General features: G+C 68.8%; 24 protein-coding genes and 1 pseudogene. 6 read left to right on the top strand and 19 right to left on the bottom strand.

What is annotated here, in order from left to right; translation table 11 throughout:
- Positions 1-4 precede the first annotated feature (4 nt).
- Positions 5-1,291: an NCS2 family permease gene (locus tag ACTIE5_RS19215; RefSeq protein WP_439551325.1), complete on the bottom strand. Its 1,287-nt coding sequence runs from the start codon at positions 1,289-1,291 to the stop codon at positions 5-7.
- 85 nt (positions 1,292-1,376) lie between these two features.
- Between ACTIE5_RS19215 and sugE the strand changes: the two genes are divergently transcribed.
- Entirely contained in the window at positions 1,377-1,691 is a 315-nt protein-coding gene (gene sugE, locus ACTIE5_RS19210) for a quaternary ammonium compound efflux SMR transporter SugE (RefSeq protein WP_439551324.1), read from the top strand.
- 74 nt (positions 1,692-1,765) lie between these two features.
- Positions 1,766-3,229 (top strand): ABC transporter substrate-binding protein, encoded by a 1,464-nt coding sequence (locus ACTIE5_RS19205; RefSeq protein WP_439551480.1) that lies wholly within the window; start codon positions 1,766-1,768, stop codon positions 3,227-3,229.
- Here ACTIE5_RS19205 and ACTIE5_RS19200 read toward each other — a convergent pair.
- Together ACTIE5_RS19200 and ACTIE5_RS19195 are read right to left on the bottom strand one after the other, a co-directional pair.
- The gene (locus tag ACTIE5_RS19200; RefSeq protein ID WP_439551323.1) at positions 3,192-3,659 is read right to left on the bottom strand and encodes a hypothetical protein; all 468 of its coding nucleotides are present in this window, start codon (positions 3,657-3,659) and stop codon (positions 3,192-3,194) included. The two genes, ACTIE5_RS19205 and ACTIE5_RS19200, sit on opposite strands and share 38 nt — an antisense overlap.
- Positions 3,656-4,396 (bottom strand): DUF2786 domain-containing protein, encoded by a 741-nt coding sequence (locus ACTIE5_RS19195; protein WP_439551322.1) that lies wholly within the window; start codon positions 4,394-4,396, stop codon positions 3,656-3,658. The genes ACTIE5_RS19200 and ACTIE5_RS19195 overlap by 4 nt, the downstream gene beginning before the upstream one ends.
- Positions 4,397-4,516: 120 nt before the next feature.
- On the opposite strand from ACTIE5_RS19195, the gene ACTIE5_RS19190 reads away from it, so the two are divergent.
- Positions 4,517-5,422 carry a dienelactone hydrolase family protein gene (locus tag ACTIE5_RS19190; RefSeq protein ID WP_439551321.1) on the top strand — a complete coding sequence of 302 codons (906 nt, stop codon included), beginning with the start codon at positions 4,517-4,519 and terminating at the stop codon, positions 5,420-5,422.
- Between the two features lie 24 nt (positions 5,423-5,446).
- A complete protein-coding gene (locus ACTIE5_RS19185; protein ID WP_439551320.1) occupies positions 5,447-6,073 on the top strand; it encodes a glutathione S-transferase family protein in 627 nt (208 codons plus the stop codon).
- A 16-nt stretch (positions 6,074-6,089) separates the two neighbouring features.
- Here ACTIE5_RS19185 and ACTIE5_RS19180 read toward each other — a convergent pair whose 3' ends face one another.
- From ACTIE5_RS19180 to ACTIE5_RS19160, 5 genes are read right to left on the bottom strand one after another with little or no spacing between them, the layout of a single operon-like run.
- Complete coding sequence (locus tag ACTIE5_RS19180) at positions 6,090-7,061, bottom strand: Bug family tripartite tricarboxylate transporter substrate binding protein (RefSeq protein WP_439551319.1); 972 nt, start codon at positions 7,059-7,061, stop codon at positions 6,090-6,092.
- Positions 7,062-7,084: 23 nt separating this feature from the next.
- Complete coding sequence (locus tag ACTIE5_RS19175; protein WP_439551318.1) at positions 7,085-8,077, bottom strand: 3-hydroxybutyryl-CoA dehydrogenase; 993 nt, start codon at positions 8,075-8,077, stop codon at positions 7,085-7,087.
- Complete coding sequence (locus ACTIE5_RS19170) at positions 8,067-9,140, bottom strand: NAD/NADP octopine/nopaline dehydrogenase family protein (protein WP_439551317.1); 1,074 nt, start codon at positions 9,138-9,140, stop codon at positions 8,067-8,069. The genes ACTIE5_RS19175 and ACTIE5_RS19170 overlap by 11 nt, the downstream gene beginning before the upstream one ends.
- The gene (locus ACTIE5_RS19165) at positions 9,137-10,015 is read right to left on the bottom strand and encodes an NAD(P)-dependent oxidoreductase (protein ID WP_439551316.1); all 879 of its coding nucleotides are present in this window, start codon (positions 10,013-10,015) and stop codon (positions 9,137-9,139) included. Before ACTIE5_RS19165 ends, ACTIE5_RS19170 begins: the two co-directional genes overlap by 4 nt.
- Positions 10,003-11,688, bottom strand: a complete 1,686-nt coding sequence (locus ACTIE5_RS19160; protein WP_439551315.1) for a dihydroxy-acid dehydratase — start codon at positions 11,686-11,688, stop codon at positions 10,003-10,005. The genes ACTIE5_RS19165 and ACTIE5_RS19160 overlap by 13 nt, the downstream gene beginning before the upstream one ends.
- A 41-nt stretch (positions 11,689-11,729) precedes the next feature.
- On the opposite strand from ACTIE5_RS19160, the gene ACTIE5_RS19155 reads away from it, so the two are divergent.
- Together ACTIE5_RS19155 and ACTIE5_RS19150 are read left to right on the top strand one after the other, a co-directional pair.
- Positions 11,730-12,740, top strand: a complete 1,011-nt coding sequence (locus tag ACTIE5_RS19155) for a Bug family tripartite tricarboxylate transporter substrate binding protein (RefSeq protein ID WP_439551314.1) — start codon at positions 11,730-11,732, stop codon at positions 12,738-12,740.
- On the top strand, positions 12,741-13,418 hold the full coding sequence (locus ACTIE5_RS19150; RefSeq protein ID WP_439551313.1) for a 4'-phosphopantetheinyl transferase family protein: 678 nt from the start codon (positions 12,741-12,743) through the stop codon (positions 13,416-13,418).
- Here ACTIE5_RS19150 and ACTIE5_RS19145 read toward each other — a convergent pair.
- The 11 genes and pseudogenes from ACTIE5_RS19145 to ACTIE5_RS19095 form a co-directional block, all read right to left on the bottom strand.
- Positions 13,406-14,212: a metallophosphoesterase family protein gene (locus tag ACTIE5_RS19145; protein WP_439551312.1), complete on the bottom strand. Its 807-nt coding sequence runs from the start codon at positions 14,210-14,212 to the stop codon at positions 13,406-13,408. The two genes, ACTIE5_RS19150 and ACTIE5_RS19145, sit on opposite strands and share 13 nt — an antisense overlap.
- 8 nt (positions 14,213-14,220) lie before the next feature.
- Positions 14,221-15,030 (bottom strand): ABC transporter permease, encoded by an 810-nt coding sequence (locus ACTIE5_RS19140; RefSeq protein ID WP_439551311.1) that lies wholly within the window; start codon positions 15,028-15,030, stop codon positions 14,221-14,223.
- On the bottom strand, positions 15,027-15,839 hold the full coding sequence (locus ACTIE5_RS19135; RefSeq protein ID WP_439551310.1) for an ABC transporter permease: 813 nt from the start codon (positions 15,837-15,839) through the stop codon (positions 15,027-15,029). Before ACTIE5_RS19135 ends, ACTIE5_RS19140 begins: the two co-directional genes overlap by 4 nt.
- 4 nt (positions 15,840-15,843) lie before the next feature.
- Positions 15,844-16,986, bottom strand: a complete 1,143-nt coding sequence (locus ACTIE5_RS19130; protein ID WP_439551309.1) for an extracellular solute-binding protein — start codon at positions 16,984-16,986, stop codon at positions 15,844-15,846.
- Between the two features lie 23 nt (positions 16,987-17,009).
- Complete coding sequence (locus tag ACTIE5_RS19125; RefSeq protein ID WP_439551308.1) at positions 17,010-18,062, bottom strand: ABC transporter ATP-binding protein; 1,053 nt, start codon at positions 18,060-18,062, stop codon at positions 17,010-17,012.
- Between the two features lie 176 nt (positions 18,063-18,238).
- Positions 18,239-18,970, bottom strand: a pseudogene (locus ACTIE5_RS19120) (heme ABC transporter ATP-binding protein); the annotation flags it as partial.
- A gap of 56 nt (positions 18,971-19,026) precedes the next feature.
- Complete coding sequence (locus ACTIE5_RS19115; RefSeq protein ID WP_439551307.1) at positions 19,027-20,100, bottom strand: FecCD family ABC transporter permease; 1,074 nt, start codon at positions 20,098-20,100, stop codon at positions 19,027-19,029.
- Complete coding sequence (locus ACTIE5_RS19110) at positions 20,097-20,969, bottom strand: heme/hemin ABC transporter substrate-binding protein (RefSeq protein WP_439551306.1); 873 nt, start codon at positions 20,967-20,969, stop codon at positions 20,097-20,099. The genes ACTIE5_RS19115 and ACTIE5_RS19110 overlap by 4 nt, the downstream gene beginning before the upstream one ends.
- Positions 20,966-21,991, bottom strand: a complete 1,026-nt coding sequence (locus ACTIE5_RS19105) for a hemin-degrading factor (protein ID WP_439551305.1) — start codon at positions 21,989-21,991, stop codon at positions 20,966-20,968. Before ACTIE5_RS19105 ends, ACTIE5_RS19110 begins: the two co-directional genes overlap by 4 nt.
- A 10-nt stretch (positions 21,992-22,001) precedes the next feature.
- Positions 22,002-22,307, bottom strand: a complete 306-nt coding sequence (locus ACTIE5_RS19100; protein ID WP_439551304.1) for an energy transducer TonB — start codon at positions 22,305-22,307, stop codon at positions 22,002-22,004.
- A gap of 528 nt (positions 22,308-22,835) precedes the next feature.
- Positions 22,836-24,833: a TonB-dependent hemoglobin/transferrin/lactoferrin family receptor gene (locus ACTIE5_RS19095; protein ID WP_439551303.1), complete on the bottom strand. Its 1,998-nt coding sequence runs from the start codon at positions 24,831-24,833 to the stop codon at positions 22,836-22,838.
- Positions 24,834-25,186 lie beyond the last annotated feature (353 nt).

Below are 25,186 nucleotides of genomic sequence, written 5' to 3'. Positions count from 1 at the left end.
ACCATCACATCACCGCGAACTTGATGGTGGAGAGTGCAGCGACCAGCCAGACGGCGCCGTGCACCTCCCCTGCCCGCCCCGCCACCGTCTTCACCAGCACATAGGTGATGAAGCCGAGGCCGATGCCCGTCGCGATACTGAAGGTGAAGGGCATGGCGAGCGCGGTCAGGATCGCGGGCAGGTACTCCGTGGTGTCGTCCCAGGCCAGGTCCTGCAACCCCTTCGCCATCAGGCAGGCCACGAAGACCAGCGCCGGCGCGGTGGCGAAGCCGGGGATGGAGGTCGCCAGCGGCGCCAGGAAGAGGGTCAGCAGGAACAGCCCCGCGACGGTCAGCGCCGTAAGCCCCGTGCGGCCGCCGGCCTGGATGCCGGCCGCGCTTTCAATGTAGCTGACGGTGGTGGAGGTGCCGAGCGCGGCACCCATCATCGCACCCCCGCTATCGGCCATGAGGGCACGTCCGAGCCTCGGCACAGTGCCGTCCTTGTTCATCAGGCCGGACCGGTGGGTGGTGGCGATCAGCGTGCCGGTGTTGTCGAGCAGGTCCACCAGGAAGAAGGTGAAGACAATCCCCACCAGGCCGATGCCAATGGCGCCAGCGATGTCCATCTGCAGGAAGGTGGGCGCCAGGGAGGGCGGCGCGGAGACGATGCCCTTGAACTCCGTAAGGCCGAAGGGCAGGCCGATGGCGGCGGTGCCGATGATGCCGAGCACGATGGCCCCAGGGACATTCCGCGCCACCAGCCCGGCGATCAACACGAAACCCGCGCAGGCAATGAGCGTGCTGGTGGCCGAAAGCGGGCCGAGGCCGACCAGCGTGGCGGGGTTCGCCACCACCACGCCCATGCCGCGCAGCCCGATCAGGCCCAGGAAGAAGCCGATCCCCGCCGCGATCCCGAGCTTGAGGGAGAGCGGGATGCCGTTCACCAGCCATTCCCGGATCCGGAAGATGGAAACCAGGAAGAACAGGAAGCCCGAGAGGAAGACGGCGCCCAGCGCTACCTGCCAGGGGATCCCCATGGCGCCCACCACGGCGAAGGCGAAATAGGCGTTCAGGCCCATCCCCGGCGCGAGCGCGATCGGGAAGTTCGCCAGCAGACCCATCAGCGCGCTGCCGATGGCCGCGGCCAGGCAGGTGGCGACGAAGGCCGCGCCCGGATCGATGCCCGCGGCCGCCATGATGGAGGGATTGACCACGACGATGTAGACCATGGTCAGATAGGTCGCGATCCCGGCCAGGATCTCCGTCCGGGGCGTCGTGCCCCGGGCTGTCAGTTCGAAGAAGCGGTCCATGGGGGCGACTCCCTTGCGCTGCGATGCAGCGAAACCCTAGGCCGGATCGCGGCCTTGTGGAGAGACTCATCAGGGAGCGAAGGGCATGGCGTGGGTCTGGCTGGGGCTGGCGGGGCTGCTGGAAGTGGGCTGGGCGATCGGGCTGAAATTCACCGAAGGCTTCACTCGCCTGGTGCCCTCGGTGCTCACCCTGGTCGCCATGGCACTGAGCATCGGCATGCTGGGAATCGCGCTGAAGACGCTTCCGGTCGGAACAGCCTATGCCGTCTGGACTGGCATCGGCGCGGTGGGGACCGCTGTTGTCGGCATGCTGGTGCTGGGTGAGGCCGCGACAGCCGCACGGATCGGCGGCATCGCCCTGATCGCAGCCGGGATCGCGACACTGAAACTCGGAAGCTGATTGCCGCGAGTAGGCACGCTGCTAGCCTGGACCTGGGGCATGGGGGACCGGCGATGCGGGCAGTGCTGGCAGGAATGGCCTTGGCGGCAGGCTTGGTGACAACTGCCGGCGCGCAAACGCTGCGGATCGGCATCGGCGCCGATCCCAACATGCTCGACCCCGCCCGGTCCTCCGGCTTTGTCGAGCGAGTCGTCTTCACGGCGCTATGCGACCGCCTGGTCGATGTCGGGCCGGACCTGGCCTTCCGGCCGGAACTCGCCACGGCCTGGGCGTGGGAGGAAGACGGCCATGCGCTGCGGATGACGATTCGCGGCGATGGCCGCTTCCATGACGGCACCCCCCTGGATGCGGCGGCGGTCAAGGTGAACCTGGACCGCTATCGCACCGCACCGGAATCGCTGCGCCGGTCCGAGTTGCGCCCGGTGACGGCGGTGGAGGCGCCGGATCCGCGAACCGTCGTGATCCGGCTGTCGGAGCCCTATGCGCCGCTGCTATCCGTTCTGTCGGACCGGGCGGGGATGATCCTGTCCCCGACCGCGCTGGCCCGGCTTGGCACGCGGATTTCGGAGGAGCCGGTGTGTTCCGGCCCCTTCCGCCTGGTGCGGCGCGTGGCGCAGGAGCGCATCGAGATGGAACGCGTGGCGGAGCATTGGAACGCCGCCAACATCCATGTGCAGCGCCTCGTGATCCTCCCCATCCCGGACAACAATGTCCGCCTGCTGAACCTGCGCGCGGGGCAACTCGACCTGATCGAGCGCATCGCGCCATCCGATGTGGAATCGGCCCGCCGGGCGCCTCGGGTGGTTGTGCGAGAGGCAACGTCGATCGCCTACCAACTGCTCTACATCAACCAGGCTGGCGCGCTGCGGGATGGGCGGCTGCGGCGGGCCTTCGAACTCAGCATCGACCGCGGCATCATCAACCAGGTGGCGTTGCAGGGGCTGTTCGTCCCGAACAACCAGCCGGAGCCGCCCGGCACCGCCTTCCATTTCGCCGACCTCCCCATCCCGCCCCGCGATGTGGAGGCCGCGAAGGCGCTGCTGCGGGAAGCCGGCGCCACCAACCCGGAATTCACCCTGCTGGTGCCGAACAGCCCTGTCGAAAGCCAGGTGGCGGAGATCATGCAATCCATGGCGGCGGAGGCCGGGTTCCGGTTGCGGATCGTCACCATGGAGGCGTCCTCCATCGTCACCCGCGCCAATGCGCGACAATACGACGCGGCCTTCGGCATCTGGTCCGGGCGCGCCGATCCGGACGGCAACATCGCGGCCTGGGTCGCCTCCGATGGGTTCCTCAACCGCACGGGCTACGCCAATGCCACGGTGGATGGAGCCTTTTTGCGGGCACGGCAGGCGACGGACGCGGCAGTACGGCAGCGCCTGTACCGGGATGCCGCGGCGCAATGGCAGGCGGACCGGCCGCTGCTGATCCTGTACCACTATCGCTGGTTCTGGGGTCTGCGGGCGGGCATGACGGGGTTCGAGCCCTCGCCCGATGGCCTCATCCGTTTTTCGGGACTGCGCCTGCCGCCGGGATAGGGTCGAGGAACACCGGCCGTGCGGCGGGGTCCCAGGGTATGCCGGCCGCCGCCAGCGTGGCGGCGAGGTGCGCCTGGTCCAGCCGCACATGGCGCACCAGCAGGCCGACATAGACGCCCATGAAGGCGGGGCCATGGCCATCCCCTGCCCCGTCATGGTCCGCCGTCATCGCATGGGCGATCTCATGCAGCAGGACCCAGCTGGGGAGTTCGGCCGGAGCCTCGATGGCCAGGCGGCTGCCGGTGGCCATGATCCGCTTCGACGGCCGCTTGCGATGGATCCGGGGCGGCCAGCGGAGACCCGCTTCGGCCCAGACGTAATCCACCAGCGCCTGCATGCGCGCGAAAGGCACCAGCGACCGATCGAGGGGGGCGACCACCCGATCCTCCCACGCATAGACGCGCCACGCCCGTGGCTGGTCGCGGCTCACGGCTTGCCGCGAAGGGTCCTGGCGCCGGCGCCGGCGCCCACCGGGCGGTCCAACCCGACCCGGCCGCCGGCTTCCTGGCCGTGGCGGAAGGCGGTGCCGTCCCTCACGCGGCGAGTGGTGCTGCGGGATACCAGGCGGATACCGAGATCCTTGAAGGCAGCGTGAACCTGCCGTTCCTTGGCGATGACCAGCGCGGTCCCCGTGCTGGTGGTGGCCTGGGCAGCGGCGGCGGTTTCGCGCCGGTGGCGGGCGAATTCCTCCAGTCGCTCCGACACCCTCTCGGCGAAGCCGTAGCGGAAGCTGCGAAGGCGGGCCTGGGGTTGCAGGCGGCTGCGGCGATAGGCGTCGCTGGCGCGGAAGTCCGCCTCCTCCCGATCCACCGCGCCGGCGACCAGGTGGATCAGGTATTCGCCCATCAGGACATCGGGCTCCAGGCCGAACAGCACGAAGGTGCCGCGGCCGGCGGTCCAGCCCTTGGTCTCCGTCAGGCGGATGATGGCAAGGAAGATCGCGCCGACGGCCTGGACGCGCGGCCCGTCGATGATGATCTCCCGCTGGATGCAGGTTTCACCCCGCAATTCGACCTCCGACATGCTGAGGCCATAGACTTCCAGCAGTTGGCCGACCTTCTGGGCGGCGGCCATGGCCTCGGCCTCAGAACAGCCGCGCTCGATGGTCTTGGCAGCCAGCGCGCGGATGCGGGCCTTCACCTTCTCGACTTCGCTCGCCTGGCTCATCCGACCGTCCGTGGTGGGGTAGGTGTCGGTAGCCGCTGGGCAGCGGGTGCGTCCAGGGTCAAGGCTTCGCAGGGGGGGCCGTTGGACTAGGATGGCCCTGCCATTGGATCGGAAGACAGCATGCAGGACCTGCCCACGCGGATGGAGCTTCACGCCATCCGCACCCTCACCCTGACCGACCGGCAGTTCCTGCTGGGGGAGACGGAGGGGCGGGACACCGCGATCACGGGGCTGCTGAGCCTGGCGCAGGGCGAAGGCCGGCAGCCCGTCGTGGTGATGGTGCATGGGTCGGGCGGCATCGGGGCTTCCATCGCGCTCTGGCAGCGGCAGGTGAATTCGATGGGGGCTGCGGCCTTCCTGCTGGACGGCTTCACGGGACGGGGGCTGGTTTCCGTCGCGGGGGATCAGGGCAGCCTCGGTCGGCTGGCCTTCGTCCTGGACATCTACCGCGCTCTGGCCGTGCTGGCGGTGCATCCCGCGGTCGATCCAGCCCGGATCGCGCTGCTGGGCTTCTCCCGCGGCGGCCAGGGCGCGCTGTATGCAGGCATGGAGCGTTTCCACCGCCTGTGGAACGCAAGCGGCGTCACGCCGATCGGCACTGCTGCCGTCTATCCGGATTGCGGCACACGGTACATCGGTGACACCGCGATGCTGCCGGCTCCGCTGCGGGTTTTCCATGGAAGGCCGGACGACTTCAACCCGATCGGCCCCGCGCGGGACCATGTGGCGCGGCTGCGGGAGGCGGGGCATGACGCCGGGATCATCGAATACGACCACGCCCACCACGGCTTCGACAATCCACTGAGCCCCGGCGCCGCGTTGGTGGTGGGATCGCAGAGCGTCCGGAACTGCCGGATTGAGGAGCGGGAACCGGGCCTGCTGGTGAATGCGGCAACAGGGCTGCCCTTCAGCTACGCCGATCCCTGTGTCGCAACCGATGTGCATGTCGGTGGCAACGCGATGGCAGGCGCCGCGCTGCGACGTGACGTCCTGGCCTGGCTGCGGGGCCTGCTTCGACTTTCCTGACCACCACCTGACGGAGTTCGCACCATGCTGCGCATCTGGGGCCGCGCCACATCCTCCAACGTGATGAAGCTGCTGTGGCTGTGCGACGAACTGGGCCTGGCTTTCGGCCGGGTCGATGTCGGCGGCCCCTTTGGCGGGACGCGGGAGGCCTCCTACCTCGCGAAGAATCCCAATGCGCTGGTGCCGGTGATCGAGGACGCCGACGGCTTCGTGCTGTGGGAGAGCAACGCCTGCCTGCGCTACCTGGCGCGGTCACGCGCGCCGGGGCATCCGGTGTATCCGGCCGACCTGCGCGCGGCGGCGGATTGCGATCGCTGGATGGACTGGCAGCAGACGGCGCTGAACCCGCCGCTGGTGACTGTCTACTTCACCCTGTTTCGCATTCCGGAAGCGGAGCGGGACTGGCAGGCCTTCAACGCCGCGAAGGCGCAGGTGGAGGGGCTGTTCGGCATGCTGGACGACCGGCTGGCGGGCCGCGAATTCCTGTGCGGCGATGCGCTGACGCTGGCCGATATCGCCCTGGGCATCTACGCCTATCGCTGGCTGCTGCTGCCGATTGAGCGGCAGGAGATGCCGCATCTGCGCCGGTGGCACGACGCGCTGGCGGCACGGCCAGGTTTCCAGCGGTATGTGGCGCTGCCGCTGAGCTGAGGCAGCGCCATCCGCCTCAGCTTTCCAGGCGGATGCCGAGGTCGCGGATCAGCGGGCGCCAGACCGCATTCTCCCGTCGGATGAGCTCGGCGCATTGCGTGACGCTCAGCGGCTCCGTCTCGGCGCCCGTGGTGCCGAGTTGGCGCACAACCTCCGGGCTCGCCATGGCGGTGCGGATCGCGGCGTTCACGCGCTGGATAACATCGGGCGATGCGCTGTGCGGCAGCGCGACGCCCTGCCACCCATCGGCGACGCAATCCGCGATGCCCGCCTCTGTCGCGGTGCGGACATCCGGCACGGCGCGGGCGCGATTGGCACCGAAGGTGACCAGGGCGCGGGCACGGCCTGTGGACAGCAGCGGCAGCGCGTTCGTCACATCCGCGACGGCGCAATCGACGCGGCCGGCGATGAGGTCCTGCAGCACCGCGGGCATGCCGCGGTAAGGAACGTGTTCCACCTGGAAGCCGGCGCGCAGGCGCAGCAATTCCATCGCCATGTGGTGCGGGCTGGCGACCGCAGGGGTGGCGTAGGTCAGCGCCTGGCGCTGGCCCGCGGCGCGCAGTTCCTCGAAGGTCGTCAGCGGGCTTTCGCGACGGGTGAGGACGAAGAACGGAAAGCGCGCGATGAAGCCCGCCATCACCAGGTCCCGGTCAGGATCGAAGGGCAGTCGGCTGTAGAGCGCGGGGTTGTAGACAACCATGCCGTTATCGACATGCAAAACGGTGCTGCCATCGGCAGGAGAGGAGAGCACGGCCTCGGTCGCCACGATGCCGCCGCCACTCGGCCGATTCTCCACGACCACGGGCGGCACCCCGGGCGCGGCGAGCGCGCGCGAGATCATCCGCGCGAAGAGGTCGGAGGCACCGCCGGCACCATAGGCCACCATCCAGCGCGTGGGGCGGTCCGGCCAAGCGGCGCCCTGCGCGAGGGCGGGGGCTGCGGCAAGGGCCATGGGCGTGGCGAGCAGGGCGCGGCGGCGGAGCATCATGGGGCCTCCTGGGGCTGACCTTGTCATGCTGGGGGCAGAATGGGGGGCCGCGCCAGCCCTTCGGCGCGCAGGCGGGCAATCATCTCGCCCAGGCGGCGGCGCTTATGGGCGGGAATGTCCATCTCGCCCCAGGGCAGGAAGCCACTGCCTGTGCCCATGCCGAGCCGGCCTTCCTCCATGTGCTGGCCAACGATGGCGGGCGCGCGGTAGCGGGCATCGCCGAGGGAAGATTCCAGGTAGCGGCTGGCGTGGTGCAGGATGTCAACGCCGCCCCAGTCGATGAATTCGAGCATGCCGAGCACACCGAAGCGGAAGCCGAAGCCGTAGCGAAGGGCACGGTCAACATCCTCGGCACTGGCGACGCCTTCCTCCACCAGGCGCGCGGCTTCGTTCATTGCCAGTGCCTGGATGCGGGGGATGATGAAGCCGGGGCTGGGGGCGCAGCGGACGGGGACCTTGCCGACGGATTCGAGCAACTCCATCAGGCGCGCGGTGACACCGGTGTCCGTGGCTGCACCGGGCGAAATCTCAACCAGCGGCACGAGATAGGCCGGGTTGAGCCAATGCGCGTTGAGGAAGCGCGACGGGTTCGGCACGGCGGGGGACAGGTCATCCACCATGATGGTGGAGGTCGTGGATGCGAGGATGGCGTGCGGCGCCATCAGCGCGGCGGCCTCGGCCAAAGCCTCCCGCTTCAGGGCGAGGATTTCGGGAACGCCCTCGAACACCACGGGCAGGTTGCGCAGCGCACCGGCTTCGGCGGCGGGCAGGATGGTGACGCGGGCGGCAATGGCGGGCACGGCGGCGGGATCACCAAGGCCCAGATCAGCGAGCATGGCGAGGGTGCCCTCGACCTCGGCGTGCGCGGCCTGCGCGAGTTTCGCGAAATCTTCCGGCTGACGGGGCTTGAGGTCGAAGAGAGTGACGTCATGGCCGGCATAGGCGAACTGCACGGCGATGCCGCGACCCATGCGGCCAGCGCCCAGGCAGCCGATCGGGATGCGGTCAGAAGCCATGGCGGAGCACCTTGCTGCGCGCCGTCGCGTCATAGGGAAGGCCGCAGGCCGCAAGGGTGCGGGACGGGAGGAAATCCTCGGCGCAGATGGCACTGCCGATGGCGAGGAAGGCTCGTGCAAGCGGCGTCGCGACTCCGGCGGCGACGCCGACATCGATGATCAGCGACAGGCCGAGACGCGTATCCTCCAGCATGTAGCGGTGCTCGGTCAGCACGATGTTCTCACGCCAGTCGCCGCTATCCGTCAGCCGGTCATGACTGCCGCGGCCGTAGCACCATTCCGGACCCTCCTTCGCGTAGTGGTCCGCGAGGGGGAAATGCGGCGCGCCGTAGCCCAGCGCCGCCCGCACCGCCATGCGTTCAGCGTCCAGCGAATCCGTCACACGGCGGATGCTGGGCTGCGTGCCTTCCTTGTGGATGTCCCATTTCGGAAAATGCTCCAGCGGGCCTGCATTCATGGTGATGAGAGGCGGGTGGATGATGGGCCCCGCATTCATCAGCGCGCCGGACAGTGCATCGCCGCAGGGCTCGATCACGCCGGGAAAGGCCGTGCCGATCACGGCAAGGGCATGATCCGCCATCGCCAGCGGGAAGACACCGACCGGCAGGCGCTTCGCACGCACCGTGATGGCAACGAGATCGGGCCCATGCTTGCGGGCGAGCCAGGGAAGTGTGCCGGTTTCCGCGAAGGCCACGCGGGCACCGGGACGATGCGCGTGCAAGGCGCGGGCGAGGATGACGGTGCCAAGCGTGCCGGGGGTGAGAAAGACAACCTGACCATCCTCCAGCAGCGGCGCGAGGCGTGGCGCCAGCGCGGCATGGGTGGTGGCGGGTGCGGGGGCGAGGATCAGGGCAGCGCCAGCGATGGCCTCCGCCAGGTCTGCGGTGATGAGCGTAGGCGTCGTGCTGCGCTGCCCGCGGGAATCCTTCAGCGTGATGGAGGGAGCCTGACGCGCAGCCTCCTCGGCACTGGTGCGCCAGAGGCGGACTTCATGGCCGGCCTCGGTGAAATCCGCGGCGGCAGCGAAGCCGCCATTACCGCCGCCCAGGACCGCGATCTTCATGCGTGCTCGCTCAGTGAATGGACCATGAGGGCTTCGGCATCGGCACCGAAGCGCGCCATTGTCAGGCGCAGCATCAGCAACGCCAGGCCGGACATGGGCACGGGGGTGCCGGTCTGCGCCGCCAGATGAAGGACGGCTTCGAGGTCCTTGACCATGGAGGCCGCGCTGCCGATGGGCGGCTCGTGGTTGCCGCTGGCCATGCGGGGAACGAACAGGCGCAACGGCAGGCTATCCGCGAAGCCACCGGCGAAGGCTTCCGGCAGGCGGGCGGCGTCGATGCCGGCGTTCTGGGCGAGGCGAACGGCCTCCGCGATCACGCTCATCAGGCTGCCGGAGATGATCTGGTTGCAGAGTTTCGCCGTCTGTCCGGCGCCGAGGGGGCCGAGATGGGTCAGGTTGCGGGCCATGGCCAGGACGTAGGGGCGGATCACCTCGATGTCCGCGGCATCGCCGCCGGCCATGACGGCCAGCGTGCCATCGGTGGCACCGCGCGTCCCGCCGGAGACCGGGGCATCGACCCAGCGCGTGCCATTCGCGGCCAGCAGGCGCGCGGCGATGGCACGGGTGCGGTCGGGCGCGATTGAGGCATGGTCGACGACGATGCGGTCCTCGTGCCCGGCTTCGGCGATTCCGCCGGGGCCGAAGCAGACCGCTTCCGTCGCCGCGGCGTCGATCAGGTTGAGGAATACGATGCGGCACTCGGCCGCAGCATCAGCGGGGGTGCCAGCGATGCGGGCGCCGGCTGCTGCGAAGGGCGCCGCCTTGGCGGGGCTGCGATTCCAGACTGTGACGTCATGGCCGGCAGCCAGCAGCCGCCGCGCCATAGGGGCGCCCATGAGGCCGAGGCCAAGGAAGGCGAGTTTCACAGCGGCCACTCGGCTGGCCCCTCATGCGTCACGGCCCCACCAGGCGCCTGGCCGACCAGCTTCGCGTATTTCGCGAGAAGACCGGCGCGATGGCGCGGCAAGGGCGCCGTCCAGGCGGCACGCCGTTCGGCGAGTTTACTGTCCGGAACGAGGATATCCATGCGCATGGCCCTGGCATCGATGCGGATGCGGTCGCCATCGCGCACCAGGGCCAGCGGTCCACCGATGGCGGCTTCCGGCGCGACATAGCCGATGCACATGCCGCGCGTGGCGCCGCTGAAGCGGCCATCGGTAATGAGGGCCACCTTCTCCCCCATGCCCTGGCCATAGATCAGCGCGGTGACGCCCAGCATCTCCCGCATCCCTGGGCCGCCGACCGGCCCCTCCCCCCGGATGATCAGGACCTGGCCGGCTTCATAGGCGCGGGCGCGCACCGCCTCGATGCACTCGTCCTCGCCTTCGAAGATTCGTGCGACGCCCTCGAAGACCAGCGATTTGAGGCCGGCCACCTTGATGACGGCGCCATCCGGGCAGAGGTTGCCGCGCAGGATGGCGACACCACCGTCCGGGGCGATAGGCGTGGCAGGTTCACGCACCACCTCGCCATCGGGGGCATCGGCACCTGCGTATTCCTCGGCCATGGTACGGCCAGTAATGGTCAGGCAATCGCCATGCATGTGACCGCTGCGGATCAGGGCGCCGATAATGATGGCGGCACCGCCGGCATCATGCACGTCCTTCGCGGTGAAGCGGCCACCCGGGCGAAGATCGCCGATCAGCGGCGTGCGGGCGAAGACCCTGGCGACATCGTCCATGGTGAAGCGGATGCCGGCCTCATTCGCGATGGCGGGCAGGTGCATGGCAGCATTGGTGGAACCGCCGGTGGCGGCGACGATCGCCGCACCATTCTCCAGCGCCTCCCAGGTGACGATGTCACGCGGCAGCGGGCCGCCCTGTTCCAGCATGGCCAGCAGGCGCTTCGCGGCCTGCTGCGCGATGGCGGCCCGGATGGAATAGACGCCGGGGACCATGGAGGAGTTGGGGATGGAGAGGCCCAATGCCTCTCCCACCATCGCCATCGTATTGGCGGTGAACTGGCCGCCGCAGGAGCCCACCGTGGGCAGGCAGGCATGTTCGATGCGCGCGGCCTCCGCGGCGTCCATCGTTCCGGCCATCACGGCGCCGACGGCTTCGTAGCTGTCAAGCACGGTCAGGTCGCGACCCTTGTAGCGGCCGGGCAGCGCGGAGCCGCCGTAGAGGAAGATCGAGGGCACGTTGACGCGCAGCATTCCCATCATCACGCCAGGCAGCGTCTTGTCACACCCACCGAAGCCCAGCAGCGCATCATAGGCCAGGCCATGGACCGTGGCCTCGATCGTATCGGCGACGAGTTCCCGGCTGACCAGGCTGAACTTCATGCCCTCATGGTTCATGCTGAGGCCGTCGGAGACGGAGGGGGCCACGAACTCGCGCGGCACGCCACCCGCCGCCGCCACGCCAAGCCTTGCGGCATCCACCTGGAAGCCGTGAGTCTGGTTGCACGGCGTCTGGTCCCCCTTGAAGGAGACGATGCCGATCATCGGCTTGCCAAGGTCATCCTCCGACAGGCCCATGGCCCGGTAGAAGGCGCGGTGGGAGGCCCGGTCGAGGCCATCGATGGTGATGCGGGATCGGTACGGCATGGCGGCAAGGTTAGGCAGAAATCCAGGCGCTTGTCTTGCCCATGCCGCTCTGCGAACCTTCACCCGCTGCCGGAGGATTGGTGCCTATGCTGACCCGTCGATCGCTTGGCCTTGCCACGCTCGCCTTGCCTGCCCTGGGTGGTACGGCGCGGGCGCAATCCTTTCCGGAGCGGCAGTTGCGATGGGTCATCGCCTATGGGGCGGGCGGGCCCTCGGACCAATTTGCGCGGCTGATCGGACGGCAGATGGCATCGCGCCTGGGCCAGAATATGGTGGTGGACAACCGGCCAGGCGGCGGCGGCGTGCTGGCGACGGAGACGGTGCTCCAGGCCCCGGCGGACGGGCACACGATGCTGATGGTGGACAACGGCATGGCGATCTACAGCCCCGCCCTTTACGCACGCCTCCCCTATGACCCCGATACTGCGCTGACCGGCGTCGGCCTGATCGCGCGCTTCCCGCTCATCCTGATCGTGCGGACGGAAAGCCCCATCCGGGACTGGGCGCAGTTCCTGACGGCGGCGCGCGCCAAGGCACCAACCTTCGGCAGCGGTGCGGTGGCAAGCCCCCAGCACCTGGCCATGGAGTATGTGGCGCGCGTCGCCCGCTTTGATGCGACGCACGTGCCCTACAGGAACTCCCCCGCGGCCTTGCAGGACATGCTGGCGGGCTCCGTGGATTGCATGCTGACCGATAGCGCATCCTCCATGGGCGCCATCCGGCAGGGCCAGGCACGGCCACTGGCGGTGATGTCGCCGGCGCGCATCCCGGCATTGCCGGAGGTGCCGACATTGCAGGAACTCGGGCTTTCGGATGCTGAGGCCTATGCGTGGATGGGCATGAGCGTGCCCGCCGCGACGCCGACGGCCTCGGTGGCGCGGCTGAACACCACGTTGAACCAGGCCATCGCCAGCGATGAGGTAGCGCAGGTCATCAGGAATTTGAGCGCGGAAGCGGTACCAGGCGATGCGGCGGCCTTCAACGCGCAGATGCGTTCCGAGATCGCTCGCTGGCGGCCGTTGATCCGGGACCTCGGCATCAAGCTGGACTAGGTGCTTCGGCGCGGCACCATCCGCCTGCGCTGGCTGCTGCCGCAGGGCGCGGACGCTGCGACGATGGCCTGTTGGCATGCGCTACTGGAACCGGCGGAGCAGGCGCGGGCAGCGCGGTTCCACCGGGAAGCAGACCGGCACGCCTATATCGCGGCGCACGCATTGACGCGACGCATGCTGTCCGAGGCCGGGGGGCTGGCACCCACTGACTGGCGCTTTATCGAAGGCGCCGCCGGGAAGCCGGAGCTGGCGCCGACGCATGGGCTGCCCAGGCTGCGCTTCAATCTGAGCCACACACGCAACCTCGTGGCCTGCGCCGTCACCTGCACGGACGACGTAGGACTGGATGTGGAAGACCTGGAACGACGCGAAGCTGCCGAGGGGATCGCCGAGCGCTTCTTTGCGCCCAGTGAAGCCGCCTTCATTGCGGCGCTGCCACGCGAGCAGCGACATGAAGCCTTCCTCCGCATCTGGACGCTGAAGGAAGCCTTCGTGAAGGCGACGGGTGAGGGCATCGCCATGGGGCTCGACAGCTTCGGCTTCACGCTGGGCAGGGCCCCTGCCCTCGCCTTTGCGCCGGAAAGCGCGGGGCCAGTCCCGGCTTGGCGCTTCCTCCAGTTGCAGCCGACACCTGCGACCATCCTGGCGGTGGCGCTGCGGCGCGCTCAAGCGGGATAGGTCAGGTGCTTGATATCGGCGGCCCAGGTGTCCGGCAGGTGCAGCCTCTCCGTCGTCACGCCATCGGTCGACAAATGATGCAGAAGCGCGCCGCAGCGCCGTTCGCCCTGCAGCCCATCCTGCTGGTCCGGCGTCATGACGAAGGACGCGGCGGGGGCCCATACCCGGCTGACGCGGCCCTCGATCTCCTGCCTGAACATGTGCAGGTGGCCGGAGGCGATGAGGCGGAGCGAGGGATGCGAGAGCAACGGTGACAGGCCGGCGCGTGCCGCGGGGGGGACAGACCAGACATCGATGGCCGGGTCGTCTGCCCGCGTGACGAAGACAGGCTTGTGCAGGAACAGCGCGATGCGGCGATCACCGAGGGTTGCAGCCGTTCCGGCGATGAAGGCGACCTGAAGCTCCTCCTCAACCCCAGTAGCCATGATCTCCGTGTTGAGGCCGATGACGCGCCAACCCGACAGGTCCACGGCGCCAAAGCCATCGCCGAAGAAGCGGCGATAGCGGGCCATTCGTTTGGTATTGACGGGCTGATGCGGCATGCCGATGGGGTGGCTGCCGGTATCATGGTTGCCGGGAATGAAGAGGTTCTCGCCTGGGAAGGCACGCAACAGATCCCCCGCGAAGGCCAGGTCGTCGTCGCGATCCGCGCCATCCAGCGACAGGTCGCCGCTGAAGACCGTGAGGTCCGGGCGGCGTTCCTGCGCCACGCGGCGCAGGGCGGCGATGTTGTCCAGGAACAGGCCGTTGCGCGGCGAGAGGTGGGTATCGCTGATCTGAAGGATCGTGGGCATGGCGTGACCTATTTGCCGACCTTGGCAAGGACCTCGGCCCGGAGAAAGCGTTCGACGATGAGCATGAACAATACGCTCGGTACCAGCAGGATCAGGGCAGTAATGGCGGCAACCTGCATGTTGCCGCCGGCCGCGGCGCTGAACAGCAACAGCGGCAAGGTGCGGACTTCCGGAGCGCCGACGAAATAGCTGGCGGTGAACTCATCCAGCGATTCCAGGAAAACGAAGACGGCGCTGGCGGCAATGCCGGGCGCAGCGAGCGGGAGCGTGATGGTGCGGAACGCCGTGAAGGCGCCAGCACCGATGTTGCGCGCGGCGAGTTCCAGATCGTCATCCACCGCGGCGAAGGCAGCAGTCGCGATCCAGATCGAATAGACCAGGCCATGCGCGGCATGGACCAGCACCACGCCGATGACCGTGCCGTTCAGGTTCAGGGAGAAGAAGATGCGAGCGACGTTGATGTAGACTGGAAGGTTGGGGAAGGCCTGGGGCAGCAGGAACAGAAGCAGGATGGCCGCACGCCACCGCAGATCCGCCTTGGCCAATGCCCAGGCGGCCGGAACCGACACGGCCAGGCACAGCAACGTGGTCAGCGCCGCGATCCAGATGGACAGCCATAGGCTTTCCATCGCCTGGCCCTCCGGCCGGAAAACCCGCTCCCAGAAGCGGAAGCCGTATTGGCTGGGCAGCCGGTTGGGCCAGAACCAGGATTCCGCCACGGACCAAAGCACCAGGTTGGCCAACGGGCCGAAGACGAAGAAGGCGAAGAGGCCGAGGAGCATGCCGCGAGGCAGCCACCACATCAGGGAACGGCTCATCGTGCGCGCTCCGCCGCCGCCTGTCGCAGCCAGATCCAGGCGACAAGCCCGGTGAGGATGCAGGAGACGAGGCCGAGGGCATTGGCTGTGCCGTAATCACCGAAGGAGTTGATCCGCCAGGCCATGGCAACCGTCAGCATGGTGGGGCTCTGCCCGCTGATCATCATGGGAACCGAGAGCACGGACATCATCGTGACGAAGGACAGCACAAGCGCCACCATGATGTTGCGCGCGACCTGCGGCAGCACGATGCCAAGCAGGATCCGCAGTCGCCCGGCGCCCAGATTCTGCGCGGCCTCGATCCCCGAACGGTCCAGCGCGGCCATCGCGCCAGCGACGAGCAGGGTTGCGAAGGGAAGCTGCTTCCAGACGAAGGTGATGACGATGCCGCGCCAGTCCAGAAAACTCTGCGCCCATTCCTGCGGCATCAGGCCGATCCAGATCAGCGTGTTGTTCATCAGGCCATTCTGGCCGATGAAGCCGCGCATGGCCTGCGCAGCCACGATGAAGGGAATGAACAGGGGCCAGCGATACATCGCGCCCAGCAACCGCAATGCCAGCCTGGACCGCCCGAGCGTGAGGTAGCCGCCGATGGCTACGGCGCCCAGCCCCGTCAAAGCGGTGGACGCCGCCACGATGAGCAGGGTGAAGGCCACGTCCATGCGGTACAGCGAAGCCGCATTCGTGAGGTTCGCGAGCGTCGGCCCCTGCGGACCTTCGAAGGCGCCGATGACCGAGAAGGCCAGCGGCACCAGGAAGAAAGCGCCGACGACAAACAGCGCCGGCGCAAGAAGGAGGTAAGGCAGCACCGCGTCAGTTCAGCACGACGCGTTCATACGCTTCCTGCAGCGCACGCATGAAATCGGCCTGCGGCATCGGGCGCGCGCCTCGGGCAAGTTGATCGGGACCCACGTCGCGGAACAGGCGGTCCCAGGTCTGCTGGTCCAGGTGCTGGCGGACATGCTGGGCGTCGATCCCAGGCAGCCAGTTGAAGCGGCGAACGATGCCTTCGGCCTGCACGGGCGGGCTGGTGGCAAGTTCGATGAAGCGGCGGGCGACATCATTGTTCGCAGCCCTGGCGGGGATGACATAATACATGGGCTGGCCGGGCATGCCGGATTCCGGCAGCACGAGGCGATAGGCAGGGTTGAGGCGCCCTTCCGCCTGCCAGCTGTAGAACATGTCCATCCAGACCGGGCCGATGTCGATCTCGCCTCGGTTCATCGCATCCAGCGTACCGGCATTGCCCGGGGTGATGACGACGTTGCGGTTGAATTCCCGCAGGCGTTGGAAGGCAGGCGTCAGCGCGGTGACAGCCTCGGCATCGAAGGGGCCTTCGATGAGGCGCTTCTGGTCAGGGCCGAAGGCGTAGGCCCAGCCGAAGACGAAGCCGACACCGGACATGCCGCCTCGGATGCCGTTGTAGCCGAAGCGACGCGGGTTCTGCCTGACCCAGGTCTCCAACTCCGCGAAGGTACGGGGCGGATTGGCGACGCGGGCGGGGTTGTAGGCCAAGGCGATCTGGCTGTTGAACATCGGCAGGACGAAGCCATCGACATTCTGGCCGAGCGCGTTGCGGGTGACATCGCTCGTGGAAAGCTGGCCCGTGGAGGCCTGGTCCCGGAAGCGGGAGAGGAGGCCCTCCGCCACCATGCGGCCTGCCATGGTCTGGTGGACCACGGCGACGTCGACGTCCACGCTGTTGGCGTTGGCGCGGCGCTGGGCTTCCAGCCTTTCCCAGATGCGCTGGCTGCCGGCATCGCCGGGGCCGGTGCCGAGCGCCCGCACGGTGACGCCAGGGTTCTGGCGCTGGAACATGGGGCCGAGATAATCCGTTATGTAGTCGACCATGTTCTGGTCGCCGGCGGTCAGCACATTCAACGTAACCCGCTGCTGCGCCAGGGCGGGCGTCGCGGCGAGAGCGGCCGTGGTGGCCAGAAATGTCCTGCGGTCCATGGGTGGTTTCCTCCGTTCTTCGTTCAGGCGGTGGCGGCGAAGACATGCGCCGCGGGAGAGGGAATACCGAGCCGGATGGGCGCACCTTCCGGCAGGCGGTCCGGCACATCCACCAGCACGTCATCGCGGCCGATGCGGATGGAGGCGCGCCAGCGGCCGCCGGGATAGGCGGAGAGTGCGACGGTGCCGTGGAAGACCAGCCCATCGAGCGATTCGTCGGGCGCCAGCACCCGTGCTTCCTCCGGCCTGAAATGCACCATGGCAGGGCCAGGCGGCGGGGCGCGCCCAGGCGCCAGGCGAAGGGGTGGCTCCGCGGGCGCAGCCTCCGCCATCGCATCACGGATGCGCACGGGCAGGCGGTTAGTGGCGCCCAGGAAATCCGCGACATAGGCACTGGCGGGTCGCGCCCAGAGGTCCTCTGGCGTGCCCTGCTGCGCGATGCGCCCTTCCTGAAGGATGACGATGCGGTCGGCAAGAATCATCGCTTCCTCCCGATCATGCGTCACATGGATGGCGGTGATGTTCAGCGCCTGCTGCAGCGCGCGAAGTTCATGGCGCACCCCTTCCCGCACACGGGCGTCGAGGTTGGACATGGGCTCATCCAGCAGCAGGATCGCGGGATCGACCGCGAGCGCGCGGCCCAGCGCCACCCGCTGCCGCTGGCCGCCGGAGAGCTGAGCAGGCAGTCGGGCGCCAAGGCCCTCCAGGCGCAGAAGGCGGAGCATCTCCTCCACCTTGGCGTCGATCCGTGCGCGATCCCAGCCGCGAAGTTTCAAGCCGTAGCCGATGGTCTTGGCCACCGACATATGCGGCCACAGCGCATAGGACTGGAACACCATCGCCGCGCCGCGCTGTTCCGGCGGCGCCGCGGTTATGTCCATCCCGCCGGCGAGGATGCGCCCGCTACCCGGCGCCACGAAACCAGCGATGGAGCGCAGCAATGTGGTCTTGCCGCAGCCGGACGGACCCAGCAGCGCCACGAATTCGCCCGCGGTGACCGAAAGCGATATCCCGTGCAGCACCGGGGTGCGGCCGAAGGATACCGAAAGGTCCACAACCTCAACGCTGCTGCCCACTGCTTCCTCCGCTCCGCCGGACGGTAGAGCAGGCGGGAGCGGGCTGGAAAGACCCATCGTCGAGATAAGTCGGTGACAGCGTGAAGCGGAACTCAGCGCCCCGGATGACTGCCACGCATGGGCCAGACGGCCTGGGCAGTCATGACTGCCTGCCGGGATCCGGTATCGAACGCGCCCTATGCCGATGATTGAACCACCGGGGAGCGGGCTGCGAAATCGGGCAGCAGGGCGTCGCCCCCGCTTCGGAAGGGTATGTCGTAGACCGCACCAAGCACGCCCGGCCGCAGGATCGTCGCGGCGGCCCCTTCCGCCACGCGCCGCCCCCCCGCCATCACAAGGACCCGGTCGGCAACGAAGGCGGCTTCGTTCAGGTCATGCAGGACCACCATCATGCTGACGCCTTGCTCTGCCAAGCGGCGGAGAAGGCGCAGCACCACTCCGACATGGCGGATATCGAGACTGGCTGTAGGCTCATCCAGCAGCAATGCTGCCGGCTTCGTCGCGCCATCCAACTGGGCAAGGGCGCGCGCGATCTGGATGCGCTGCCGTTCGCCGCCTGACAGCGTTGCGTAACGCTGTGCCGCGAGGCTGGCAGCGCCGACAGCTTCCAGGGCCATGTCCACGGCCAGCCCATCCCGGGCCGATTGTGCGGTGGCGTGCAGCGGCAGACGTCCAAGCGCGACGACCTCCCGGCCCGTCATGGGGAATGCCAGGGAGACGGCCTGGCTGACCACGGCGCGGCGCCGTGCGAGATCGACGGGGTGCCAGGCGGCAAGCGGGCGGCCATCGAGGGTGACGGTGCCGGCAGAAGGGCGCAATTCGCCCGACATGGCCCTCAGCAATGTGGATTTGCCTGCGCCATTGGGCCCGACGACGGCCACCACCTCACCGGGCCGCAGTTCCAGGGACACGTTGTCCAGCATCCGGCGCCTGCCGGAACGCATGGTGACGCAATGGGCAGCGATCATGCACCCTGCTCCCCACCCGATCGCCGCAGGAGCCACAGGAAGAAGGGCGCACCGATCAGCGCGGTGACGACGCCGACCGGCAGTTCGGCCGGGGCAGCGAGGCTGCGGGCGGCCAGGTCTGCCAGCACCAGGAGTGCGGCGCCGAACAGCGCCGCACCCGGCAGCACGATCCGATGGTCCGTCCCGAAGGCCAGTCTGACGAGATGCGGCACCACGAGACCGACGAAGCCGATCAAGCCCGTGAATGCGACACCCGCGGCGACGGCGATGGCAGCGAGCAGGATCGCGGCTCGCTTGAGCGCCTCGACAGACACGCCAAGGTGGTAGGCCTCCGCCTCCCCGAGCAGGAGGGCGTTGAGCGGTCGGGCCAGGGCGCAGAGCAACAAGGCCGGCAGGCCCACCAGCAACGCGACAATGGGAAGGTGGTGCCACCTGGCGCCAGCCAGGCTGCCGAGTGTCCAGAAGGTGATGTCCCTCACCTGCCGGTCGTCCGCCATGAAGATGAGGAGGCCTGTAATCGCGCCCGCCAGGGCGTTCACGGCAACGCCGGCCAGCAATAGCGTGGCGACGGAGGCCGCACCGCCGACACGACCCAGCCGCGCCATGACAAGGGTGGCGCCACAGCCCCCGGCAAAGGCGGCGATCGGCAGCAACCAGAGGCCGAGCGTGCCGGCTGCGGCACCGAACACCGGGCCGGCAAGGACGATGGCGGCAACAGCCGCAAGCGCCGCGCCGCTGGAGACACCGATCAGGGCGGGATCCGCCAGAGGATTGCGGAAGAGGCCCTGCATCGTCGCACCCGCCGCGCCAAGCCCGGCACCGACCAGGGCGGCCAGCAGGACACGCGGCGCCCGTATGACGCCGATCACGGCCGCATCGCGCGTGTATTCCGACGGCAGTGGCGCGCCCAGCCAATGTGCCAGCACGGCCAGCAGGCCATCGGTGCCGATGCGTGCCGGGCCAAGCATCAATCCAGCCAGCATGGCACCGCCCAGAACGGCGATGCCGACGGGGAAAAGCGGAAGGCTGAATCGCTGAGGCGGCGCCGGCGAGGCGACGGTGGCGTTCATGTCCAGGACCTGGCAGGCAGAGCTGGCAGGTCGGCATCCCGGTGAAGCAGCCGAGCGAGATCGCGCCTCGCATGCGCGGCGCGCGGACCGAAGCCCAGCATGTAGGCGCCATCCAGCGCGATCACGCGGCGCGTCCTGGCGGCCGGCGTCACCGCCAGCGCCGGAATCCGCAGCACGGCATCGACGCCACCCGCCTCGATCAAGGCATGGTCCATCATCACGATGGCGTCCGGCGCCAGAGACGCCGCCGTTTCAGCGGACAGGGGCCGATAGCCGGCGAAGCTCCGAACGGCGTTGCGGGCACCGGCGGCCAGGAGCATGGCATCGGCATGGGTATCGCGCCCGGCCACGAGCGGGGCACCGCGCGCGACGGACAGGATGAATACGGCGACAACGGGACGCAGGGAGGCGATCGGCGAATCCAGGCGCCGCCAGTCCGACGTGACCGCCTCGTTCAGCGCGCCGCCATCGGCCGACAGCGCCTGCGCCACGGCCAGGATCTTGCGGTTGACGGCCTCGATCCCCGCCTCATCCGGGACCATGGCAAGGGGCGCACCGGCGGCGCGAAGGACGGAGAGCGCCTGGGCTGGCCCCGCTTCCTCCGACACCAGCATCAGGTCCGGCGCCAGACCCATCAGCCCTTCCGGCGCCAGGGCCCGCAGATAGCCGACCTGAGCCAGGGCACCGACCTGTGCTGGGAAGCGGCTTGTGCTGTCCACGGCGACGATGCGACCGCCCTGGCCCAGGGCGAATACCGTTTCCGTCACGGCCCCACCGATGGTCACCAAGCGCCCCGCGGAGGCCCGGGCAGGTTGCGACGGGCCCAGGAGGCCCGCCAGGCCGGCGGCCAGCACATGGCGGCGGATCATGCGACAGCCTCCGCGACATGGCGCTCCGCCACCTCGGCGACCAAGGCCCGCCAATCCTCCCGTTCGGGCTGGCCGGGCTTGCGGGCGCCGAAGAGCAGGGCCACGACCTCCCCACCCTCATCCAGCAATTCGATGGAGGTGACGGCGCCATCCTCGGTCGGCTTCACGATGCGCCAGGCGGAAGAAACACCGGCTTCGCGGAGGTGCAGGTTGAAATCGGGATCGAGGACGTTGAACCAGCCGGGGGTGGCGCGCAGGCGTCGCACCGGGCCGGTGTGGATCTGGATGCCACCGGGATTGCCCACGAACACCATCACCGGCACGTCACCGCTTGCGGCACCTTCGAGGATCGCGCTGCCGGCACGGGGGTCGAGCCGGAGCGCGAGATCGTCGCCGGCCAGGTGGAAGGCCTGCCGGCGGGACGCGCGATGGCGGCGGAGCATCGGGAAGAAGTCGTGCGTGTCCTTGAGCGCCAGCCAGGATTCGCGCAGCGCCACGCCATCGACCGGACCTTCCGACGCCGCGCGGAAGGGCGTGGGCAGTTCCGGGGGGGCCTCCACGGCATCGATGCCAAAGTCGGCGATGATGCCGTCCCAGCCTTCGCGGAATGTGGCGTCCGTGGCGAAGACCTTGTGCACGGATGCGCCGTCCCGACCGAAGATCTGGATGGAGGGACGGTCACCCGCCAGGGCATAGGCGTGCGACCAGCGGGCGGGGAACAGCCGCAGGTCGATCTCCGGGCCAAGAACCAGGATGTGCCCCGGACCAATGGAGACATCGGTGTAGACGCCATGGCGTTCATGCACGGCATGGTCGTTGCGCGTCAGCGCCATCACGCGGCCGGCGCCAGGCAGGGCGCCGATCAATCCCGCCCAATCGGGGCGCAGCGCACAGGCGGGGCCGAAGGCGCCGCAGGCGACCAGGGCGGCTTCAGTCGTAGCAAGTCTTTCCGCTGCGTCCCGCGCGCGCAGCGCACCCGCGATGCGGGTCAGGTCCTGGTGGCGTTCGAGAAGACTGGGCATGGGATATTCCTCAGTTCAGACGGAAATGGACGGGAACCTCGACCCAGGCCTCGACCCGGCGCCCCTCGACCGAGGCCGGCTCGAAGGCCCAGCGCCGGACGGCGGCGAGCGCCGCGGCATCGAGCAGCGCATGGCCGGAGGAGCGCCAAAGGCGCGTCTCCTCCGTGCTGCCATCGGGGGTCACGCGGGCGCGGACGACGACGGTGCCCGTGAGGCCGAATTCGACGGCACGCGGGGGATAGGCAGGTGGCGTGGGCGGCAGGCGGTACCGCGGCGCGGTAACGAGGATCGGGCCGGGCGGGGTGGCGGCGGCCATCGCGGCAGCCGATGCGGCCGCCGGTAGGATGGCCGCCGCCGAGGCAGCCGTGGGCGCGGCCGCCCCGCTGCCCCCAGCCGCGGCCGCGAGGGGACGGATAACGGGCCGGGCTGGGGGATCTGGACGCGCCACCGGATCTGGCGACGCGGAGGGGGACGGCGCAGGACGGGGCGCGGCAGCGGGTCGCAGCGCCTCCGTGATGGTGGGCAGTTCAGGACCTGCGGGCACCGCTTCCGCCTGAGCCAGATCAGGCGGCGACGGCGGCAGCGGCGTCTCGGCAAGCGGCCCGGCCGCCGGCGCTTCCTGCGGTCCCGCCATTGCCTGGTGCGGCGGCGCCTCGGCACCCGATTCCGCTGGCTGCGGCAGCACGGCTGGGAAGACAAGCGTCACCGCCATCAGCGGTCCCGATGCCGGGGAGGGCGGCGCGTCCAGTATCGGCAGCACAGCGGCCATGGCGATGGCACCGTGCAGCACGAGGGAGGCGCCCAGCGCGCCTCGCCGTTGGGATGCCGCCGCGCTCATCACCGGTCAGAACGCGATGCGCAGGCTGCCGCGGATATTGCGGCCGGTCTCGTAGAAGGCCGGCACCGGATCGCTGTTCCAGGTGGAACGGCGATAGGCATGGTCGAAGACATTGTCGACCGCCAGCGCCACGCGGAGGTTTGGAGCCGCGGCGGGCGTCCAGCTCGCGAACAGGTCGAGCAGCCCGTAGCCCGAGGTCTGTTGCGCGACGCCGGCAGTCGAGGGCGCACGGTCCTGCTCCGCCGTCGCGGTGACGCGGCCGCCGACCGTCACGCCCTGGTCCAGGAAGCGATACCCGGCATTGACCGAGACGCGATGGGCAGGAATGGAAGCGAGCGGTTCGTTCGTCTCGAGATTATCGCCCTTCAGCGCAGCGGCGCCGAGGCCGAGCCACCAGGTGCCGGCATCGTACTGCGCCTCGGCCTCCACGCCCGTGATGCGGGCCTGGCCGATGTTGCGGGTGACCGTCGTCCTGGCCAGCACGGTCTGCTCGATGAAATCGTCGATGTCGTTGCGGAAGGCGCTGAGGCGGATACGCAGCCGGTCGCCATCCCGCAGGACGTCCGCGAAGCGAAGGTTGATGCCCGCTTCCTTGTTGCGTGACACCTCCGGCCGCAGGTTGGGGTTCGGCACGAAGACGTTGCCGGGGAAGTGCTGGCCGCCGACATAGAGTTCCGTCAGCGATGGCGCGCGGAAACCCTCGGCATAGCTGACATAGGGCTGCATCCAGGGCAGGACCTGCCAGCCGAGCGAGACACGGGGGGAGACCCGGTCAACGCTACGGTCGTTGAGGCCGTTGGGGCTTTCCTGCTCGAACCGGTCAAGCCGCACCCCGGGCGTGAACGTGAAGGCACCGAAGGTTATCTCGTCCTGCGCGAAAAGGCCCAGGACGGCTTGCTGCGCGGTCGGGAACTGGCTGCGCGCGGCGCCATTGCTCGTCCCTTCCTGTTCGTCACGATAATATTCGAAGCCATAGGTCAGCGCATGGCTTCCGAAGCCGCTGAAGCGGGACGTGTTCTGCGCATCGATGCCGGTCGTGGTCAGCGTGGTGCCGTCCACGGCGCGCGTGCCGGTGAGGCGCCTTTCCTGGATGTCGACATGGTTGCGATAGATCACCACCTGGGGCGCCAGCAGCGGCATGGACGGATCATCATAGGACCAGCGCAGGCTCAGCGTTTCCTGCACCGTCTCGCGGTCCGTGATGCTGGTGGTGGTCGCGGTGCTGGCGGCGATGGGCAAGGTGTTGTTGTCCTGGAACCGCATCGCGGAGAGTTCGAAGCGATGATGGCCGGGATTCCAGCCGAGCTTGCCGAGCACGGAGGTGGCTTCGTCCTCCGAATAGGGGATGGTGGTGCCGCGTCCGTCGGTGAAGTTGCCGTTGGTGAAGCCCGCCATTGCACCAAGGATGGAGAATTCCCCAGCCCGCGCGCCCAGCGCCAGGCTGCCACGGGGACCACTGCCCTGGCTTTGCCAGCCCATGCTGGCGATACCGCCGAAGCCGGCACCCGGCTGCAGGATGTCATCCGCGCCGATGGTGCGGAGCGCGATGGCACCGCCGAGTGCACCTGAGCCGTAGAGCGTGCTGGCAGGGCCGCGCAGCACCTCCACCTGACGCAGCAGTTCAGGATCCACAAAGGTGCGACCCCGATGGCCCGCATTGAAATTGTTCCTCGCGCCGTCGAGGCGAAGCACGATCCGCTCATCCCCCAGACCGCGGATCACGGGCTGCATCGCCGTGGTGCGCGGCACGCCGGAGCTTTCGACGCCCGGGATATCCCGGACCAAATCGAGGACGCTGCGGGCGTCGCGCCGTTCGATTTCCTCCCGGATCACCACTGTGGTGGGAATGGCGAGATCGCCTGCCACAGCCCGCGTGCGCGTGGCCGTGGTGGTGACAGCATCGAGTGGCGTCGCCGCCGGGACGGCTGCGTCCGTCGTCTGGGCGAGGGCGGGGTTGGCCGCCATCAGCGCCAAGGTGGCAGCAAGCAGGTTTCGCGTTTCCATGGGGCATCCCGATCGAGGTCGGTGCCTGGCTGGCGCGCTGGGGCATCGGCCCGGGGCTGGCTGGCTTGGCGTTCGCGGATGCATTTAACGCGACTGAGAGTCATTCGCAATATATGGCGCCAAGAAATCGTGGCGAGCCCCGGCGCATGCGAGCGAGACGGCGCTTGCACACACAGAGCCGCAGGACGGGGTTGTGGTCGTGCGGCTCAATGGACGGATCGCGGACAACGGCGAGGCGCTTGGCGGGCAGGCAGCCGTTCGGCGCGCTTCGGGTCAATCCTCCGGCCGCGCACGCAAACCGGGGCCGCTTTGCACCAGGGTTGAGCAGACATCGGCGCGAACGCCCCGTTCTT

Origin of the sequence: Falsiroseomonas sp., assembly GCF_051859025.1 — a bacterium.
In the GTDB taxonomy this organism is placed as follows: domain Bacteria; phylum Pseudomonadota; class Alphaproteobacteria; order Acetobacterales; family Acetobacteraceae; genus Falsiroseomonas.
Note: the sequence above shows the minus strand (reverse complement) of the source record. Positions and strands in the feature narration are given on the sequence as shown.